At 38.8% G+C, this 18404-nt stretch carries 18 protein-coding genes; 12 read left to right on the plus strand and 6 right to left on the minus strand.

Features of this window, described 5'->3' with window-relative positions:
- The first annotated feature begins 223 nt into the window (after nt 1-223).
- A complete protein-coding gene (locus tag EHC72_RS11665; RefSeq protein ID WP_131537874.1) occupies nt 224-1750 on the plus strand; it encodes a caspase family protein in 1527 nt (508 codons plus the stop codon).
- A gap of 36 nt (nt 1751-1786) precedes the next feature.
- Here the strand turns inward: EHC72_RS11665 and EHC72_RS11670 are convergent, their stop codons facing one another.
- Nucleotides 1787-2200, minus strand: coding sequence for a hypothetical protein (locus tag EHC72_RS11670; protein ID WP_131537875.1), 414 nt, complete (start codon nt 2198-2200; stop codon nt 1787-1789).
- A gap of 119 nt (nt 2201-2319) precedes the next feature.
- Here EHC72_RS11670 and EHC72_RS11675 point away from each other — a divergent pair, with 119 nt between their 5' ends.
- Nucleotides 2320-2883: a hypothetical protein gene (locus EHC72_RS11675; RefSeq protein WP_131537876.1), complete on the plus strand. Its 564-nt coding sequence runs from the start codon at nt 2320-2322 to the stop codon at nt 2881-2883.
- Between the two features lie 39 nt (nt 2884-2922).
- Here the strand turns inward: EHC72_RS11675 and EHC72_RS11680 are convergent, their stop codons facing one another.
- Nucleotides 2923-3585: a hypothetical protein gene (locus EHC72_RS11680; protein ID WP_131537877.1), complete on the minus strand. Its 663-nt coding sequence runs from the start codon at nt 3583-3585 to the stop codon at nt 2923-2925.
- Between the two features lie 70 nt (nt 3586-3655).
- Between EHC72_RS11680 and EHC72_RS11685 the strand changes: the two genes are divergently transcribed.
- From EHC72_RS11685 to EHC72_RS11715, 7 genes are all read left to right on the plus strand, one after another.
- The gene (locus EHC72_RS11685; protein ID WP_131537878.1) at nt 3656-3946 is read left to right on the plus strand and encodes a DUF6671 family protein; all 291 of its coding nucleotides are present in this window, start codon (nt 3656-3658) and stop codon (nt 3944-3946) included.
- Nucleotides 3947-3958: 12 nt separating this feature from the next.
- Nucleotides 3959-4627, plus strand: coding sequence for an AbiV family abortive infection protein (locus EHC72_RS11690; protein ID WP_131537879.1), 669 nt, complete (start codon nt 3959-3961; stop codon nt 4625-4627).
- Between the two features lie 134 nt (nt 4628-4761).
- Nucleotides 4762-6003 carry an ABC-three component system protein gene (locus EHC72_RS11695; protein ID WP_131537880.1) on the plus strand — a complete coding sequence of 414 codons (1242 nt, stop codon included), beginning with the start codon at nt 4762-4764 and terminating at the stop codon, nt 6001-6003.
- Nucleotides 5996-6472 carry a three component ABC system middle component gene (locus tag EHC72_RS11700; RefSeq protein WP_131537881.1) on the plus strand — a complete coding sequence of 159 codons (477 nt, stop codon included), beginning with the start codon at nt 5996-5998 and terminating at the stop codon, nt 6470-6472. The genes EHC72_RS11695 and EHC72_RS11700 overlap by 8 nt, the downstream gene beginning before the upstream one ends.
- Nucleotides 6469-8415, plus strand: a complete 1947-nt coding sequence (locus EHC72_RS11705; protein WP_131537882.1) for a DUF3732 domain-containing protein — start codon at nt 6469-6471, stop codon at nt 8413-8415. The genes EHC72_RS11700 and EHC72_RS11705 overlap by 4 nt, the downstream gene beginning before the upstream one ends.
- 29 nt (nt 8416-8444) lie before the next feature.
- Nucleotides 8445-9002: a hypothetical protein gene (locus EHC72_RS11710; RefSeq protein ID WP_131537883.1), complete on the plus strand. Its 558-nt coding sequence runs from the start codon at nt 8445-8447 to the stop codon at nt 9000-9002.
- A 276-nt stretch (nt 9003-9278) separates the two neighbouring features.
- Nucleotides 9279-9959 (plus strand): hypothetical protein, encoded by a 681-nt coding sequence (locus tag EHC72_RS11715; RefSeq protein WP_131537884.1) that lies wholly within the window; start codon nt 9279-9281, stop codon nt 9957-9959.
- Between the two features lie 33 nt (nt 9960-9992).
- On the opposite strand, the gene EHC72_RS11720 is transcribed toward EHC72_RS11715, so the two are convergent.
- The gene (locus tag EHC72_RS11720) at nt 9993-10754 is read right to left on the minus strand and encodes a hypothetical protein (RefSeq protein WP_131537885.1); all 762 of its coding nucleotides are present in this window, start codon (nt 10752-10754) and stop codon (nt 9993-9995) included.
- A gap of 52 nt (nt 10755-10806) precedes the next feature.
- The gene (locus EHC72_RS11725) at nt 10807-11523 is read right to left on the minus strand and encodes a peptide arginase family protein (protein ID WP_131537886.1); all 717 of its coding nucleotides are present in this window, start codon (nt 11521-11523) and stop codon (nt 10807-10809) included.
- Between the two features lie 1063 nt (nt 11524-12586).
- Here EHC72_RS11725 and EHC72_RS11730 point away from each other — a divergent pair.
- A complete protein-coding gene (locus tag EHC72_RS11730) occupies nt 12587-13507 on the plus strand; it encodes a hypothetical protein (protein WP_131537887.1) in 921 nt (306 codons plus the stop codon).
- 3 nt (nt 13508-13510) lie between these two features.
- Nucleotides 13511-14599: a hypothetical protein gene (locus EHC72_RS11735; protein WP_131537888.1), complete on the plus strand. Its 1089-nt coding sequence runs from the start codon at nt 13511-13513 to the stop codon at nt 14597-14599.
- 132 nt (nt 14600-14731) lie between these two features.
- Here EHC72_RS11735 and EHC72_RS11740 read toward each other — a convergent pair whose 3' ends face one another.
- Nucleotides 14732-15112 carry a hypothetical protein gene (locus EHC72_RS11740; protein WP_131537889.1) on the minus strand — a complete coding sequence of 127 codons (381 nt, stop codon included), beginning with the start codon at nt 15110-15112 and terminating at the stop codon, nt 14732-14734.
- An 88-nt stretch (nt 15113-15200) separates the two neighbouring features.
- The gene (locus EHC72_RS11745; RefSeq protein WP_131537890.1) at nt 15201-16592 is read right to left on the minus strand and encodes a hypothetical protein; all 1392 of its coding nucleotides are present in this window, start codon (nt 16590-16592) and stop codon (nt 15201-15203) included.
- A 231-nt stretch (nt 16593-16823) separates the two neighbouring features.
- Between EHC72_RS11745 and EHC72_RS11750 the strand changes: the two genes are divergently transcribed.
- Complete coding sequence (locus EHC72_RS11750) at nt 16824-17681, plus strand: restriction endonuclease (RefSeq protein ID WP_131537891.1); 858 nt, start codon at nt 16824-16826, stop codon at nt 17679-17681.
- Nucleotides 17682-18404: the final 723 nt, after the last annotated feature.

The raw sequence follows: 18404 nt of genomic DNA on the forward strand, positions 1-18404 counted from the left end.
GGCAACGGAGTCATCGCTCCAGATGCAAGGTAATAGATGAAAACGTTTTTTTACTTCTGCTGGAAGTCCATTGTGGACATTTCACCAAAAGTGATCCTTAGGCAGCTAGTTTTGGCCGGTAGAGTGATACCGACGTGAGTAGTCCCGATTTTGGTTAGTTTGGTTGAAAGGTATCCCAGTTTCGGGATATCTTTTTTGTTTGCAGATTGCTTAAATTTGCGATATGAACGGACTTGCTCTTGTTGTTGGTATTGACGACTATGAAAACACTACCAAGCTGGATAACGCGGTGAAAGATGCGGAAGCGATATCCGATACACTAGAAAAACTTGGCTATGTAACAAAATTACTTAAAGACCCCGGTATCTTTGAGTTCGACCAGGCGGTCACAGATTTCGAAGATCAACTCAGGGGATATGATGTTGGATTGTTCTATTTTGCTGGACATGGGTTTGAAGTAGAGGAAAAAAATCTTCTGTGCGGTAAAGAAATGCATCTCACCTCCGCATTTATGATAAAAAGAGATTCCATAGAGCTGGACAAAGTCCTGAAAGTGATGAAACTCTCTGGAGTCAAAACTAAGATCGTTATATTAGATGCCTGTAGAAAACCGTTTCCAGATGGGACAAGATCAGCAGCAGCCAGAGGGTTTGGACCTGTAAATGCTCCGGAAGGAACCTTACTTGCATTTTCTACCTCACCGGGTCAGGGAGCTAATGATGACAATGGCGAAGGGCATAGCAGGTATACCGCTGCATTCCTAACACATATACAAGATGAGAAGATTCCAATAGAAGTTTTTTTTAAACGGGTCAGGACAACTGTAGCAGCACTTTCCGGTGGAGTACAAATAAGTTGGGAACACACTTCGCTTATTGGCGAGTATAGCTTTAATTCCGGACAAATGAGGCATGCGAATAATATGCCCTATCCTGATGATGCGATTGTCGACTCGGTTTACCGAGCAAATAGTCATGGCACAAACATTAGCGATGTAATTAGGGGTCTTGGAGGGAATTGGGACCATCAAAACGCGGCATTGTCCAATCTCGTATCTGTTCAATTGCAAACAATTGAGGACAAGGAACTTTTTTTGATCGGCCGAGGATTAGTCGGTGCTTTTCAAAATAATGCTCATTCAGCTCAAGGAATTTTCAACAACCTCGGAGTTTCACTTGAGCACCGCTTTGGATCGCGAAAGACCCACGTTGTGAACGGAATGTTGTTCGAGCTTTATTTTGATTCAAAGGGCCTACTGCGCAGAGAACGGCACAGATGCGCCTGTATCGACCTATTATTTACGCTCGAACATCAACAGGCATTCGCTGAATGTTTCAACTTAATTTCTGATCAGCTTAGACCATTTACCAGACATTTTCCTTACATGCCTTCTTCTCAGCCAATGACCCTCCCAGTCGATTTGGAACTGGTTGTTATTCCTGACAGGCCTCTTTGGAGAAAGCTGATATCAATTAGCATAAATGGGCAGGATTATACTTTCAGACGCCGTCCGGGATCGACAATTTCGCCAGTTTTCGATCCTGAAGACGACTTTACCAGGGTTCTAAGTAGTCAGGAATTCCTAAAACAGCTTTCAGTTGATTTATTGGTTCCCCAGAAAAGGATTACTATTAACCCTTCTAATTACGAAAATTTTAGCTTGGTAATACCCTATAATGAAAAACAAAGGGTAATAAAGGATCTTTTTGACTCAGATCCAAGCAGTACGCTCGAACAAGTATTTTTTTAGAGCTATCAGTATAATAAAATTCGCAAGGCATTCCGGTTAAACTGGGATGCCTTTTTTAATACGTATCATTAGCCTTTCTATGGACAATTTCATGTTGAGCCGCATTGACCGAGCAGTTGCCGACAACATCCAGGATATCCAGCGTTTCTTTGGTGTGCAGGCGGGAATAGTGCAGGATTTCATTGTTTTCATATCCAAACGTTTAAAAACCGATTTATTCGGATATACCGCTTCACGATCCAGGATTTCTGCAGGCATATCGGGTGAAAGCGGCAGAAAATAGCCATGATCCATCCTGACTTTGTGTCGGGTAAACTTTTTCCTCCGGTGATCAAGGGATTCGCTTTTCAGACGGTCTTGGATTACACTCTTTAGACCATGCTGGAACGCAACATGATCTTCAGTTCTTCTTATTCCTACAAGTTGAAAGATTCTGTGATCCAGATTCATAATATTGTATATTAAGGAGAAGTTGCTGGAATGTACACTAGATATAAATCCATTTTAAATGTTTGGAAATAAAAGTATTTTAGCAGCGTAAATTGCTATGCCAAATAAGATTTAATGATATGATAAATGCCCCAACAATAACAATTGAGAGAATCCGTGTGAATGGCAAATTGATAACTGCTTCATTATTTCGGCAACTTTATGAGGAAAAGCCATTCAACAACGATTTTGACCTGCTTTATGAAATTAGCGGTAAGGTATTACAGAAAAACGAATTTGTAGTATTCATGACCCCGCAAGGCCCTCGAAAATTTGACATATCAAAATACAAGAACCAATCTAGTGCTGCATCCATTGAGAGCAATCTGTTTTCTTCACTTCATAGTGAATTGATCTCATCAGAATTGGGCAGTATTAGATTTGCCATTCAACAATATTACCGTGGTTTGGCTGATCAATCCGATGAAGATAGTTACGAAGCGGAGCTTATTTATCCACTACTATATGGAACGGCTGGATATAGTAAACTTGAGCGAGAGAATAATTATGACAGCTTACTAAGCCTACTTAGCGGAGATTTTAAGACTGTTGTTTACAGCGAATACCAAAAGTCGCTTGACAAAATAGAAAAGAGAAATCATCTTGTCAAAACTTTTAATGAATGCCCGCAAGTATTTTTATAATCAGCTGAATTATCAATCTGTTAGACTGGTTATAAGTATTTAATTATCTTCTTCATTGCCTTTGCCTGTTTTTGTATTCTTTTTTGACTTCCTTTTAGATTGCTTTTTAAAGTCCTCGTAGTCTTTTTCAATCTGTGGTAATTTCAATTGATAGGCTGCCCAAAAACCTTCAGTTTTGGTTTTGAGTAAGCTTGATAAAATTTCTGTATCGGGATTTTCCTTGGGATCGTCTCTGACTACCAGATAGCCCTGCTGATTAGTTTCAGGAATATGCCCAGGAACAACATAGGTTTTATATTCCTGGATTTCCTCACCAAACAGCACCCAAAAAGTAGAATTAGGCGCCTTCGATGGTTTTCGTTCCCTTTTCTTAACCAGATAGGAATTACTTTTTATGTCATCTTCGTTCCACCTACGCCCCCAGCCGTCAGTGCTAAAGGCAGATTGATTGCGTTTGATAATCAATAATATTTCTTCTCGACTACTTTCTATGTCCTTAACCAGTTCATAATCTTCGAAGTGATCAGCAAACTCTTTAATTAGCTCATATTGCTCATAGTCACTATCAACGCTTATTGAAACGCACTCTTCTAATTCAACGATATATACGGGGTTATCAATCCGATATTTCTTAATGGTATCCAGCAAAAGTTTAATCTGATCTTTATCATTTAAAATCAGTTCGAGGTTAATTTGAAGCATGCGCAAATTTAACGATTGTTATGTTGAAGTGGAATTTAATTAACTTTGGCCATAACCAAGTATAAACAAGATGATACCAAAGAATTTTGTCGAGGAAGTCACCCGGAAAACATCAATTGAATCCATAGTTGAGGATTATATTGACCTTACCCCGATAGGTACTCAGGTCAAAGGAATTTGTCCTTTCTGTAAGAATCCTGGTTTTTCTGTTTCAAAAGATAAGCAGATTTATAAATGTTTTAAATGCGGAAAAGGTGGTGGCGTAATCAGTTTCATACAGGAAATTGAGAAAAAGTCATTTCCTGCCGCAGTGCAATTTTTAGCCGATAAACTTGGCCTAAATGATCCACAGTCAAACTAATTAACCGAGTAAATGAATTCTAAAACGCCCTCCAAAATCTGGACTTCACTAAATGCCAGAGATTACAACAGTATTTATCCAGTGGTACTCGAAAATGCTGATCGCCATTTTTCCTGTGCAGATATACTGGCCAAAAATGACCAGCCACAAAATGCCATCGCCCACCTAATATTGGGCTCGGAAGAATTGATTAAATCCTTCTGGTGCCTGCTGATGAGTCGGAATGTAAATTTGAAGCAACTGCCTTGGTTTACCAAACTTTTCTACAACCATAAAGTAAGGCATGATCTCTTAAAAGATTTTTTTTCGGTATATCTTTTCTTTTTCAATACCACACTCCCAAAAAGGAATAAAGGGGATGGCGTAATGAAGAGTATTCAGATTTTATTGAGCAGAACCATCAACGCATATGGCAACTACAGTTGGTGGAAAAAAGCTGATGAGCTTAAACAACAAACATTTTATGTCGATTATCGGGACGGAATTATTGATCCATCGTCAATAACCCAAACAGACTACAAAACAGCACTAAACTACGTCACTTTTTTCAAAGAGGATATTGGCAAATTAACGCTCAAAATCCACGGCTTATCCGATATTGAACTACAGGCTATGATTGATGAATTTCAAGTATTTGAGATCGATAGACTAAGACAGGAAGCATATAAAAAGCAAAAATAATGTCGAATATTAGAGATAGTCTGCATCAAAGAGAATAAACTAAATAAGCGAGATGAGGCATGAATACCGAAAGTTAATAAATTTTCCTACTTTAGTTTTATTTAAATTAACCATGAATATATGCCATTATATATATGAGTACAGTTAGCCATCAGGCAGTAGGGCCAGCTCTCGGTTACTACTACCAAGCAATTTACGCACTCATCACTCTATTTGATTCTAAAAACCCTGGCGCTTATGTAAGCATTGAAACGTTTGATGATGTATTTCTAAGCGACGGATCAAGGAAAGAATTACATCAGTTAAAGCATTCGATCAGTGATGATTCCACCATTTCCATAAAAAGCGATGAGCTTTGGAGAACCTTAAAAGTCTGGACAGACTATCTGAGTACCAATAACGCCGACGATGGTATTTTTACACTGTCAACAGTCGCAAAATTAGATTCAGCAAGTGAGCTAAGTGTGCTATTAAATGAGCGTGCATCCAGAACAAAACTCGAAACAGCTTTGACCGTCGAAGCAAAACGTGTCGTGGATAAAAGAGCCGATACCGTTGCTGAAAATGTAATTAAACTTTCAAAGGGCGAAAAGGAAGATGAATTGCCATTTGCGAAAAAATATAAAGGCTGTCAGGCATTTCTCGCACTTTCCTCTCAGCAGCGCAAAAGCCTGCTGAAAAATATCAGGATGAAAACAGAATCGTTCACTGTTGCACAGGCAACGGCAGAAGTTTTAAAAAGAATCCGACCTACAACAGACCCTAAAATTCAACAATCGTTAGCAGAGCGTATTTTAGAATGGTGGGATAGACAGGCTGTTCAATCACTCACGGGCGAACGACACCAGTGCATCTACCAATCAGAATTACAGGAATTTATTAGTAGAAAAGGCTCAGAACTATATAATGACGGTTTTTCTGATGACCTGCCGGATATGGAAATCCCTCCAATCACCAGTCCACATCCAATTCAAATGAAGCAATTAGAGCTTGTTGAAGCCAGTAGAACCCAAGTTAACCGATCCTATCAAACTGAAATACGGGCACGTATCCAACGGGAGAAATGGATTGGCGACAACCTTCCAGCAGCAAAGAAGCTTGAAAAATACGATGAATCACTTATTAGGGAATGGTCTTACAAGTTTGAAGAAATAACGGACAAAAAAGATAAATGTACCGACGATCAGATTAAGGAAGAAGGACGATTGCTTCTGGACTGGACACATAACCAGGCACACCAGCAGATTGGCAAAATATCTACTTCTTACGATAATCCCGATCTGATTAGGGGGAGTTACCAAATGTTGTCTTCGGATAAAAAGGTTGGTTGGCACTGTGATTTTCAAACGCTCTTAAATACTGATTCCGATGAATAAAAGCGTAGATGTTTTTGCCGCGACCAATCCGGCTTTTCTATCCCTGATTTTATTAAGCTTCATTGAAGGTTATAATGAAGAAGCTCAAGATGGATTACCCTTTGCACTAGCTATACTGCCAATCCCCATGATTTTATCAGGGGATTTGGATACTACATTTAACGGAACTACTATAAGAACCGGATTCTACGCATGGGTTAAACAAAATCCCGTTGTTGTAGTAAATTTAAGTGACAGAATTAATGATTCAGTTGAATATATCCAACCAGCAATTTCCTATGGTATCGCCAAGAAAATCATAAAATTTGATGAAAAAGGCAAATTGTGGGGCATACCACAAAACACGGGCAACTTTCAAGGATCGGCAACACTGGGCAGGTTTTTTAAAAACTCAAAAAGATTGGGTAATTGGATAGGCCAGATAAAATCAACTAAAACAATATTTAACCATTTGGGACTAGAAGTATGAGTAGATGGAATATAAGCCATTTGGCTTTCTACAGTAAAAATGATCTTTGTCGTACGATAGAGTTCAATATAAATGATGTAACCATTATTACTGGTGCATCAAACACAGGTAAGTCAGCAGTAATAAGTGCCATCGATTATTGCCTGGGGTCTTCAACATGCAACATCCCGGCCTTTGTATCGGCTCGGGTAACCCATATCGCTACGAGATGGTCAGACGGAACTACAGCATTTGTGGTTGCGCGCGAACTGTCTAAAACGGGTAAAGCGTCAGGGAATATGTATTTTGAGTATGGTTCTGAAGCGGAGCTGCCCGAATTGGCAAGTGGACTAAATGGTTCAGGAAATATCGATGAAGTAAAGGGATTAATGGAAAACCTGTTTGGTTTTAAGGAAGTGAACCAAACAGACAATGAGTTCAATATAAACAAGATATCTATTCGGCAAATTACTCCGTATATGTATCTGGATAAAAATATCATCATATCCGACAAAGTTTTGATGTACGGTTTGGACGATGCAAATGCATCTAAACGAATTATTGATTCTTTGCCCTATTTTTTAGGAGCCATAGATTTGGATGAACTCGAAGCAATGAAGCGGCTTAGAGGCTTGAGAAAAGGCGTGGAAAATGAAGAAAAGAAAAAGATGTTATTTGATCAACATCAGGATAACCTCTTAGAAAAATGCAAATCACTTCTGGCCGAGGCGTCCCAGGTTGGTCTTTATCAAATGAGTGATGACATCGATAAGGCATCAAAAGACCAACTCATAAGTAGCCTTCAGAGCTTAACAAATTGGGAATACCGAACAGTTAACTTTGAAAATGAGGATACGGTAAAGGCTTTGCAAGAGGTTAAGGTAAACGATCTCAATTTATTGAATGGACTTCGACGAAAAAGAACGGCAGCGCTACAAATGAATACCACGACATCTGAATATGATGCTGTGATGGATAAGCAGATATCTAAACTAGATCTTGGTAAATTCTTTCAGCATACTGAGGAAAAATGCCCAGTATGTAGCTCAGACTTTACAGCGCCAAATGAACTTTCAAAGCAGATTGAGAATTCAATTGTAGAACTTAAACGCGAAAAAAACGTTGTTAAACAGCACAAGCCTTCGGTAAATAATTTTGTTAAGGACCTGGACAAGCAAATCGAAACTTTACAGGCAAGCATAAACAAAACTGACTCGGATATTCGCAACCTGATTAAAGAATCTGAAATTGCACAAAGACAATTGGTCCTCAACCAGAGCATCACCCGTGTTATTGGCCGGATTTCTTACTTTCTTGATAACCACAGTACAGTCGAGACATTTGATCAGAAAAAACTTAATGAATATAATGACGAGATAGAGCAAATAGCCAGTAAATATGGAAAAAGTCAAAAGGAAGAGCGTATTGCACTCGCCGAAAGGAAAATTTCCAAATATACTACAGCCAACCTCAAGGAACTGCCCAGAGGTATACCAATAGAAAATTGTGATATTGATTTTTTCTCTAAAAATCCAAAGCTAGTGGTAAGTGATTCAGAAACTCAGAAAAAAACACAGTTTGAAAACGTAGGCTCAGATGAAAATTACCTCAGTTTGCACCTTTCATTTGCCTTTGCATTCCAAAAATTTCTGGCAGAAAAAAAATCTACTGTTCCTGGGCTTCTGATCCTAGATCAAATCAGTAGGCCATATTACTCGAACAAGAAAGAAATTGATGCTTCCGAGTTAACCGAAATCACAAGTAATGATGATGACGATAGCACCGCCTTAGAAAAACATTTTGATTTCATTTTTACCCAGGTTGCAAATCAGAATGGACTCCAAGTTATCGTACTAGAACATGCTTATTTAAGCTACCATGATGAATATAAAAGAGCGACCAAATATCAATGGCCAAAGGTTTCAAAAGATAAATTGATACCATCAGATTGGCCCGAGAACTAAATTATATTAATTTACCTATAATCTAAAACATGCGTATTGATGATGCAATTTTTTTTTCGCCGTCACTGAAACTCGAAGAACTCAATTTGAATGATAAGGGGCAGATACTGAAGTATTTTCCCGAGCGTATAAAGGAGTATTACCTAAAACCAGTTGCGGTTTTAGTTGATAACAAAATGGCTTTTGCAGCGGGGGCCTTGGAATGCCTACTAATTGATGCTCTTGCTAGATATTCGAGTGCAGAGCCAGGGGTGGGAAAAAGAATTGCTGATTGGTGCGAATCCAATCTGGGAGTATCTGATAAAACTGCAAAGGCGTTTTATCAGTTTTTTAGGTGCGGTCTATTGCATGAAGGTCACATTAAGCAATTTGGGCAATTTTGCTTTGATGAAAGCTACATACAGGAGCCTTTGATTGAACAACAAAATTTCATTGTTGTCAATCCTAAATATTTATTGCAGTCCATTGAAGAGTTTTTTACGGATTTTATGGAGAACCTAGCAACTGATGCCAATCTGTATAATAACTTTCATCATAAGCTCTCAGAGGATTTTGGGAATGAGGTGGTTGAAGCGAAGAAAGCTTAGTTAGTTGAGGGTAACTATGAATTTCACCTAAAAAGGATCAAGATTTTTACCCAAAAAATGGAAACAGCAAGGATTGAGATATGAGTGGAGTTATGATGCAAGCAGTGGAATACTGGTCACCGCATTAATCTAGTATTCCTGGTAAAAAGATTTGCGATTTGTATATTTATGATTACACCATTTCATGCTTCACTATGTATAATGGAGAAAAGTATAACTTACTCTTAGTAATTTAAAATATCAATAAGGAATATACTATATCAATTCAACTTAATAATGGAAGATAAAATCATTGAACTTGCAATAACCAACGGCGCTTTCGTCTTAATAGTCGGAGTTGCACTCTTTCTAATAAAAAGCCTAATTAAATATATCCTAGATCGTGATCTGGGTAAAGAAATTGAGGTGATAAAGAAAGATCTCGCACAGGAAAATATAGCCTTTACACATGCGCTTGCTCAGGATTTAGAAGCACATAAAGCCAAGCTTGACAGCATTAAGCAGGAGGCTCAGGTCCAGTTTTCACATCTACATCTTGAAAGAGCAGGTGTTATAAGGGACCTGTATGCTCAACTTGTTGAGCTTCATAGTGCGATGGTAGATTATACAAGAACTTTTCATATGATATATAGCGATGCAGAAAAAGAAGAAGCTGCTAGGATAGATAGATTTAATAAGGCTTTTAACGATTTTAAAAACTTCTATCTTCCCAAAAAATTATATTTTTCAAAGGAGTCAACCGCACAATTGGATGAAATTTTAGAAAAATATTGGTCTGAAGCTTATGACTTTGATTCCAACCAATGCTTTCTGAAGATGGAACGTGGATCGAGTGAGGGTTACAAAATAAATTTGGACAGGCTTAATGCTATTTCAGAAAGAGTTGTTAAGGAGTTTCCATCAATCATCTCCAAAATAGAAGATGATTTCAGAAAAACCCTTGGAGTGAAAGACTAGTTCCTTTAGAAAAAGCGAAACGAGAGAGAAAACTTATTCGTCATAATCTTCGGGAAGGTCAATTGAGATGTCAAGGTTTTTTGCTATTCTTTCTGTCACTTGTTTTGAATTTTCCCATCCTCCACAAAAATACTGGCTCATCGCAATTGTAATTACTGCGATGCTGTCTTTTGCCATGCAGATTTTTTCGCACAGTTCGTCGATGTAATCATTATCTAGAAACTGAACATAATTGTCATTTCCTTCTTCCTGAAAAAAATAGTCGATATCTAGATCAATAATCCATTGCTCCTCACTTTTTATAATAGCTGGAAATAGATCCAAAAGCTCGTTTGGTTCAATGAAGCGATTAATTTTAAAGCCAGGAGGGACTTTTTGTCGCGGTTCATTTATACTGAATATGTTTGTATTGAAGAAAGAAGGGAATACGTGGTTCAGATTCGCAATGAAATTATCATAACGAAATAAGGGTTTAACATCGGGACTTCCATCCATTCCAGTCTGAATAGAGCAATACTCGTCAATCGTCATTTCTTTATTGAGCAAAAGAGACCGCATATAGGCTGGAGATTCATTACTGACTAGGTCGTCGTGAGTATCAATATGGAAGAAACCATATTTTTGTTGGCTGTCTAAATGATGAAGCCAGCACCAGGCTGCACCAGAGTGATTGTCCATAAAGTAGACTTTTCCGGATTGATATATAAAACCTAATTCCCAAATACCGTCCGCAACCTTATTTAGATCAGGTCGTCTAATCCAAGTTTGATGTGAATTTTCTTCGTTTATGCTCATGTAGATTGTCTTTCTAGTATCTAAATTGTTGCTAAATTATGCTTCTGTTCTATTAAATTGACAACGGATCGATACTCAAATTAAGATATTTATTTAGGCTATTGTACATTGCAATACTATTTTCCCAGCCTCCGCAGCACTCTGGACTCAACGCTATGGTTACCAATGCAGCTTTATCAATCAATGGCCTAATTTTATCTGCAAAGGTCTTTAATTCATTATCGGTTAGTATTTTTTTATACTTTCCATTTCTTTCGATAAAAAAGACATCTATATCTAGGTTGATTATTTTAGCTTGTGCCTTTCGGTCCTGCTGTTCAAAAAGCTCTTGCAGAGTGAATTCTTTATTCATCCATCTCTTTAGTGAAGTATTTTTTAAATACCTGTATTTTGCTGGTAGTTTAACAGGGGTTACAAACTCGAAATTTTTTAACGTATATGGATTAAAGACATTATATAGTTCGATAAAGTTATTCCACATTAACATCTGATGACCATTTACCTTCAAGGCTACTGCTTTTTCAATTGGCATGGATTTAAACTTCTCATTTTTATAGAGATGAAATGCCTCTTTCACTAAGGCATCACTTAAGTCATTATGCCTATCTATATGCAATAGCGTGTAGTTTTTCATTGGGTCAAGATCTTTGCTCCAGCACCAGAATGCAGCTAAATGGTTATCCATTATATAGATATTCCCTTCCTTGGCAAGATAATTCAAGTCAAAGGTCCGGGAGAATTTCTGCCCTTTATTTAATATGATATTCATTGATCTAGCTTATTTTGGTCAAGGTTAAAAATACAATATATCTGTAACAACTTTCTAATCAACCTCCCGTAAAACCGTTTTTTACCTTCTCAGCTTTGGCCTTTGGCCCAATCAAAACCATTGAGCCATGAACAATTTAGGTAATAAAGCTAGGCCGTGAATTCAACGGCAAACATTATCGGAAGATCAAAAGGGTCGTCACCACGCCGCGCAAAAATATTCGCTCCAAACTCAAGGGATTACTCCTATTAGATCGATATACCTAAATAACTGGGTATTTCGCCAAAAGTGGCCACTCATTCCGCGTTTAAACTGACGTTTAATTCCGCTTCAAACTGACCGCCTATTTCGGGACAAAGTGGCCGTTTTTAGGTTCTAAGCCATATTTTCGTCTTGCTTTTCACTAATCATTTTGATCAAATAAGCCAAATTTAAGCCCCAGGAACTTCCGTTCTACTGCAGGATGGGAGCATGGTTCACCTTTGTTGTTAACCTTCTTTAAATCGCCTTATTTTGAGGCCGAGCTTTGGAGTAGTTGAAAAAGGGTGTTTAAGGTGATGTTTTGATGTAAAAATGAGTCGGGGAGTCAAATGAGAAACGCTTTAGGCGCTATGGATGGTAATCCAGGAGAGTTAGCTATATTCGTTCAAGGGAAAGGAACTTTATGGACTCACTCGGCAGCCTAATTCGCGGCCACTTTGCCCCGAAACAATGGAGCCATTTTCGCCGAAATGAGCACCTAATAAGGCTGTGTTATAATTCTACCAGCTGATTTTTATAAACAGCAAACAAGGCACATTGTTTTATCGTCAGGCTTTATGGCCTTCAGCAAGCAAGTTGAAAAGGATTTACACAGCAAATTTAGCAACAAACGCGTCGGGGACTAAACATCCGGCTAATCGTAGAGGACCTAACAACCTTGAGCTGGTATATGGCCGATCTGTTAAATACAACTAGGTTGATTAACCAGCTTACAGAAGATGACAATGTTCTAGAAAACCTCAAAGCCATATATAAATTTTTACCTGTAATTTAATTATCTTGCACGAAAAATACGCTCTTAATGATTGACAATCTCACCAAATATGCCGGGATAATTCCCATTGTGGCAATTATCGTATATCTTTTGGGATACATCAGCCTTGAAACCTATTTGTATTCCTATGGTATTGATGAAAATATAGGACTGGATTTTTCCGTGCTCAGACATGGAATGCTCCTGTCGGTAATTATCGGGCCAATTGTAGCGCTTTGTTTTGCCGACTTCAAATCCGGAAACTATGATAATGTTGACCCGGGAAAATCAGAGACATTGATCCACAACCTACATGATGCAATGGGCTACACCATTCTTTACACAATTCCATTGGGCTTCGTTTTTTATGGCCGGGATATGGATGCATCCACATGGATCATGATCTCAGTACTTTTTGTCAGCCTTTTGCTCAATAAAATTCCCATGAAGCCTGATGTATCAAAAGCATTAAAAGGCATGTTTCTGCTATGTCCAATGGTTTTGTTTTGCATCCTTACAATTACATTTCCCATTACTGGTAAAGTTGCGCTCTACACATTACAGATGTTGATTTTCTTTGGCTGTTCCTGTCTTAGAATTTACAATAAAGATCATCAAACCTATCAGGCTAGCAAAATTGGGTCCGTGGTACTGGCTGTTGTATCTGGAGCCGCGCTATTTGGCTCTTATCTTGTCACTGATATACCAGCAAGATATGGTGGCGAACTCAGAACACAAACGCGCTACTATTTGAATGCAGATAAATTCAAGGAAATACAGAATGATGAGATCTGTAAAACTGTTGGTTCAGATCGTTCGATTTCGCTAAGGAAGGTTTATCAAACGACCGACAATTTCTATTTTTTAATAGAAAAGAAGTTTGTTTTTTCCCTTCCAGCTGATTATTTCGAGGTCACCCAATCCACGATTCCTCGGGGGTTCATCCAATCTCCAGTAAACGCCAAATAAAACATGTTAAAAAGAGAAGCGCTCCCGCGGTTTGATATTCCCGGATTTGGAGTATGCCTTAAGCCCGATTCTTCAGCTGTAAGTAAAGAAAAAAGCGAGAAATACTTAGAAGACACCGTCGCATTTTTAATTAGCGAGCTGGTAGGTGAAGCTTTCGCACTGGAAACCAATATTGAGCAGGAAGGAAATTTTTCGATCAGAATTTCAAAAATTCCATCACCGGATCTGCCCACCTATTCAATGACTGTGGATGAAGGAGTATTCAGATGGATTTATGATGCGCTTTACGTTGTTTTATCAAACAACAATGTCTTCGCTGGCTTGGGCATGTCCACAGAAGAATTCAAAATACCAACTTTGGAAGTGCCCAATTGGTATTCCCTGGATATTGCAATGGCATGTTTTGAAAAGCAGGTTCTATTTGATGCTGCCCGAATGGATTTACATAATTTCCTATACAACGTTATTTTAAGCTTTATCCTTCGCCACGAAATGCGGCACATTGCAAATGGGCATATCGGATACCTACTAAACAACAAAAGGGATACATTTAATGAAAACACCAACAACGGTCTAAGTGCCTTAGATAGCCAAACCATGGAAATGGACGTAGACTCATGCGTTTTTGCAGGTCTATTGGATGGGTTTTTAGCCAATCCCGATCACAAATCAATGATGCCAGTAGAATTGCAGGATGAGCGTGGCATGCTCATGACCTGTCTTTTTACCATACAATTTCTTTTCTACTGCCTTCCTTCCAGAAAGGTAAGTAATCTTCAGGACGCGCAGAAAAATGGTCATCCCAATGCGTTTTTAAGGTACTTTTTTTGTTTTACCTCAGGTTTGTCACTCTTAAAAGATAAATATCCTAGCTTGACTGATCAGTTCGCAGAACTTGGTAGCACTAACTTCCATACTTTGCTTGGTAATCTTCATGGGATGGGACTTGTTGACCTGGACAAAATAGAAGCCGATCAGCAATGGACTTTATCAGCAGAGGGGATGGCCTACGCCGACAGCATATGGAACAACTGGGACAACTGGATACCTAAATTGCAGTCGTTTTGTTATTTGCGCTTAGCGGGTACCTAAAATAATCATCAAAACATTCTCGTAGAAGTTCGCAACACCGGACGAAGTCGGTAGGAATAAGCGTGGAGCGAAAACATGTCGGATCAACTAAGATAATCATAACTCAAACAATGAGCTTTGCCCACAAAAAACTTACTTTGATTTTTTGCGCTTCAAATATTGATACACCCCAAAGGCAACAACAGTAACTGCAAGCCCAGACCAAAACTTAATCAACCGCCTATGGTACACCCCAGAGCCAATTAGTTTATTGTTTTCAATAATATCACGCTTTTGGTAAGCCATTTCCCTTTCATCAGCCCATTCATTGATTTCTTTTTCAGTCAACTTATCCTCATCAACCCTAGAAAGAAGGCTGTCGATTCTTGCGATCAATTTTTTATTCTCCAATTTGGCAATGTCATATTCAGCCATCCTTACATTTCCCCGGTAAGAGGAAAAAGCATAATAAGCAGTAAAACCTAGAGCAAGTATGAATATGAGATAAAAGCTTTTTCCTTTTTGTGTTTCCATAGTTAAATATAAAATTAGGTCTTTCGTTACAGTGTCTGACTTTGAGGAAATACTTGGCATTTGAATGCAGAAAACCTCAACCACAGACTTAAGCGTTGCTGTCCAAATTTATTTGAAGATAGATGACTTGCTTATGATGGCTGTTTGTACCAAAGGCCAAGGTGATATTTGATGTTCCAACCTTCCATTCACGCAAAATACCCCGATCTCCGGCACTTTCATAGTCATCAATGGCCACGCGTTCTTTTAGATCAGACGGCAGGCCAAACAACCGGATACATTTTGTGAGCAGCAGATCGAACTCCGAATACATCACACCTTTTTCATCATCGCCAGTTCTAAACAAAAGCACCGACAAAGCGCCGAGAGTTTGTTCTAACTGCAAACGATTAAAATAATTGAGCACGCGGTAGGGAAGTTTAATTACCTTTTTGTCCCCAGGTATAGTGCTATGGAGCACAAATCCATTGCTTGCTGAAAACTTAAGTCCCTGTAAAAAGGAGGAAAGATCATCTTCATTAGCCAATAACAAACGCGATTTTAACATCAGTTCTGATGAAGAAATTACCTCGGTTTTTATACCCATCATTTTATAGGCAATAAAGGCTTTAACCAAAACCCCGTTATCATCGGAAACAAAATAATCGGCATTACTGGCAAAATAGGCATGTGCAGCGTCCCGATATATATCAATGTAACTGTTCTTTTTGCGCTTTCCACCTGCACGTTCCTCAGTAACTCCCAGGAATTCCAACTGACTATAAAAATTTACGAAGCGATTAAAAGTGTCACTCTTGTCTGACCCTGTATTGATGATCTCCACCATCTCGGTAAAAGTTTTTCCAAAAGCAGTATCCCGCATGCGCTGATCAAAATCAAATGACCAGGTGTCAAAGCTATAGTCCTCTCTTGAAATATACTCCCGGATAATATTTTGGTATTTTGAAAACTCCTTTTTGCTTGTGAGCAGCTCAGAGACTGAACCCATACCCGCTACCGCTTCTCTTATTGTGGATACGTTACCCAATGCCTCACCAGTTCGTTCTCCAACTAATTTAGCGAAGCTTGGGTCATTTTTTAAGCCCGCCAGCAGCGGACCATCGAAAATTGATTTCATCAACTGTTTGAGCATCGCCAGGTCCGGATCACCAAAAAGCTCCTCCACATAACCGATAGGGTCTTGCAGAACTCGGTTATAGGTTTCATAATCCTTATTTTGATAAGCCTCTGGAGGTGTCGCCAGATAAATGTGAAGCTTCTTATATACATGGTCGAAACTTAGGTAATTCTTTTGCACATACTGCTGCATATGGTTAAGGTCAAACTCCCGGTAGATAGGATCTGAACCCGAAAGGTCATCTAGATGTGCATCTGAAAACAAAAACAAAAAAGCAGGGCGAAGGGAATCAACCACTTGATTCAATGCCGGATCGAAAAGTTTACCACCTTTTTTAATTTTCCTAAAAACGTTACTGTCCAAGTATAAGCGCATTATATCTAGATTTCTAAAACTCAAATACACTCAAAGGTAAATCCAGATGGTACCTGGAACTAAAATCAAAAAAATAATTTATTTTCATTTAGGGAAATATGTACTTGAGCAGACGTTCAAAAAATGTTAAGTTTGATTTTAGAAACGCGGCAATTTGAGAGGTGATCCGATTTCAAGAAAATTACTTTTTCTGAGTTACATCCGAACTTTTTAATTTATATGCTCAATCAAGAAAAATTAGACTGGCAGGGCTACGAGGTTATCACCAAATACATCCACGAAATCTTGGGCAACGAATACGGCGTAAAGGTAATCGGCCATGGCAAAGACTGTAAGGTTAAAGGAAAGTCTGGAGTATTCCATCAGATTGACGTGCTCACCGAGCAGACCAGCGGACCGGAAGCCTACCGTACCGCCATCGAATGCAAATTCTGGAACAAAAAAGTCACCAAGGATACCCTGATGAAACTATTGGGCATCATGGAAGATGCCGATATTGCAAAAGGAATAGTAGTATCCAAAGCCGGATTTACCCCGGATGCGCTAACCTTCGCAAATCACAAAGGAATAGAGCTCATTAACCTAAGAGAAGTTCAGGAAAAAGATCTAAACGGCAACCATACCTTAAGTCCGGGAATACTGGACGTACACATCAATTCAACCGTTAGCAGACCTTTCATAACCAACATCGATTTTGGTACCGCCAGGATGATCCTGGAAAGCAGCGAGCAAATGATTCACTTACACAACGCGTCCATCATCACCCCAGATGGCAAACAAATCCCTTTTCAAAACTATATGACACCCTTTCAAAAATTTCTCAGAGACCAGGACACCCCGTTAAAAATATTCACAGAAGCCATTTCACCCGCCACAGGCGAGTTTATAATGGCTGGCAACAAAGTCAAAATCGAAAAGCTAGTATTTACCGGCTTCCTGCAAGAAATCAAGGAAAATCAGATCAAATCATTTACCATTCAAGACCAGGTCTATATGATCATGGAAAAGATTTTTGAGCATAGGGTTTTTGTACTTTCCGATAGTGGATTGATCTATAAATTCCCAATGGAAACTTAATACCCGATTAAATTACTCATCAAACCTCTAGACCACTCAGAAATACATTAACCACCAGCAACCAGTAACACACCGAAGCCTTTTCAGACAAACTGTTTACTCCAGATACTTCATCAATCATCAAGTCAAAATTTGTTATTATTGCCAAATGGGCATTTCGCTAAAAGTGTGCAGTGATTCTCATTCCAAACTGTACATCTCGTTTTTACCATCTGGTCTTAATGGTATCCTAAAGACTGACCCAAATATATCCAATCCGGCCCAATCTGACCTGGTCATTTTTCAAACAGTATTCGCAATTGTTGGGCCACTGACCCTCCGCCTGATTCCTTAGAAGGCAATATTCAGCGTCTAAAAGGATATTTTAGACTTGGACTAACAGAAAATTACCTTCGATAAAAAATACTCCAACAAAATATTTATAAGTTTCGATTTTAAGGCCTTTAGCGCATTGACAATTCAACTTCTCCATGCAAAACAATCAATGAGTCCTGTCAGGCTTCCGGAACGCTTAAAGCCGCTTAAAATGAACCGAGTGGCCATTTTGGAGCGAAATAGAGTGAACAATATAGTCCGAAAAAGCTGGCCACTATGTGGGTTCTTCGTCACTTTTGGTGAAAGTATATTAAAAAACTACACATTATTTGTTAGCCCCTGCTTCTTTTTAAAGGTTACACCAACTTTTTCTAGCAAGTTGTACACTTGTGCTTTCTGATACGCTAA

Source organism: Pedobacter nototheniae (assembly GCF_004335085.1).
GTDB lineage: Bacteria > Bacteroidota > Bacteroidia > Sphingobacteriales > Sphingobacteriaceae > Pedobacter > Pedobacter nototheniae.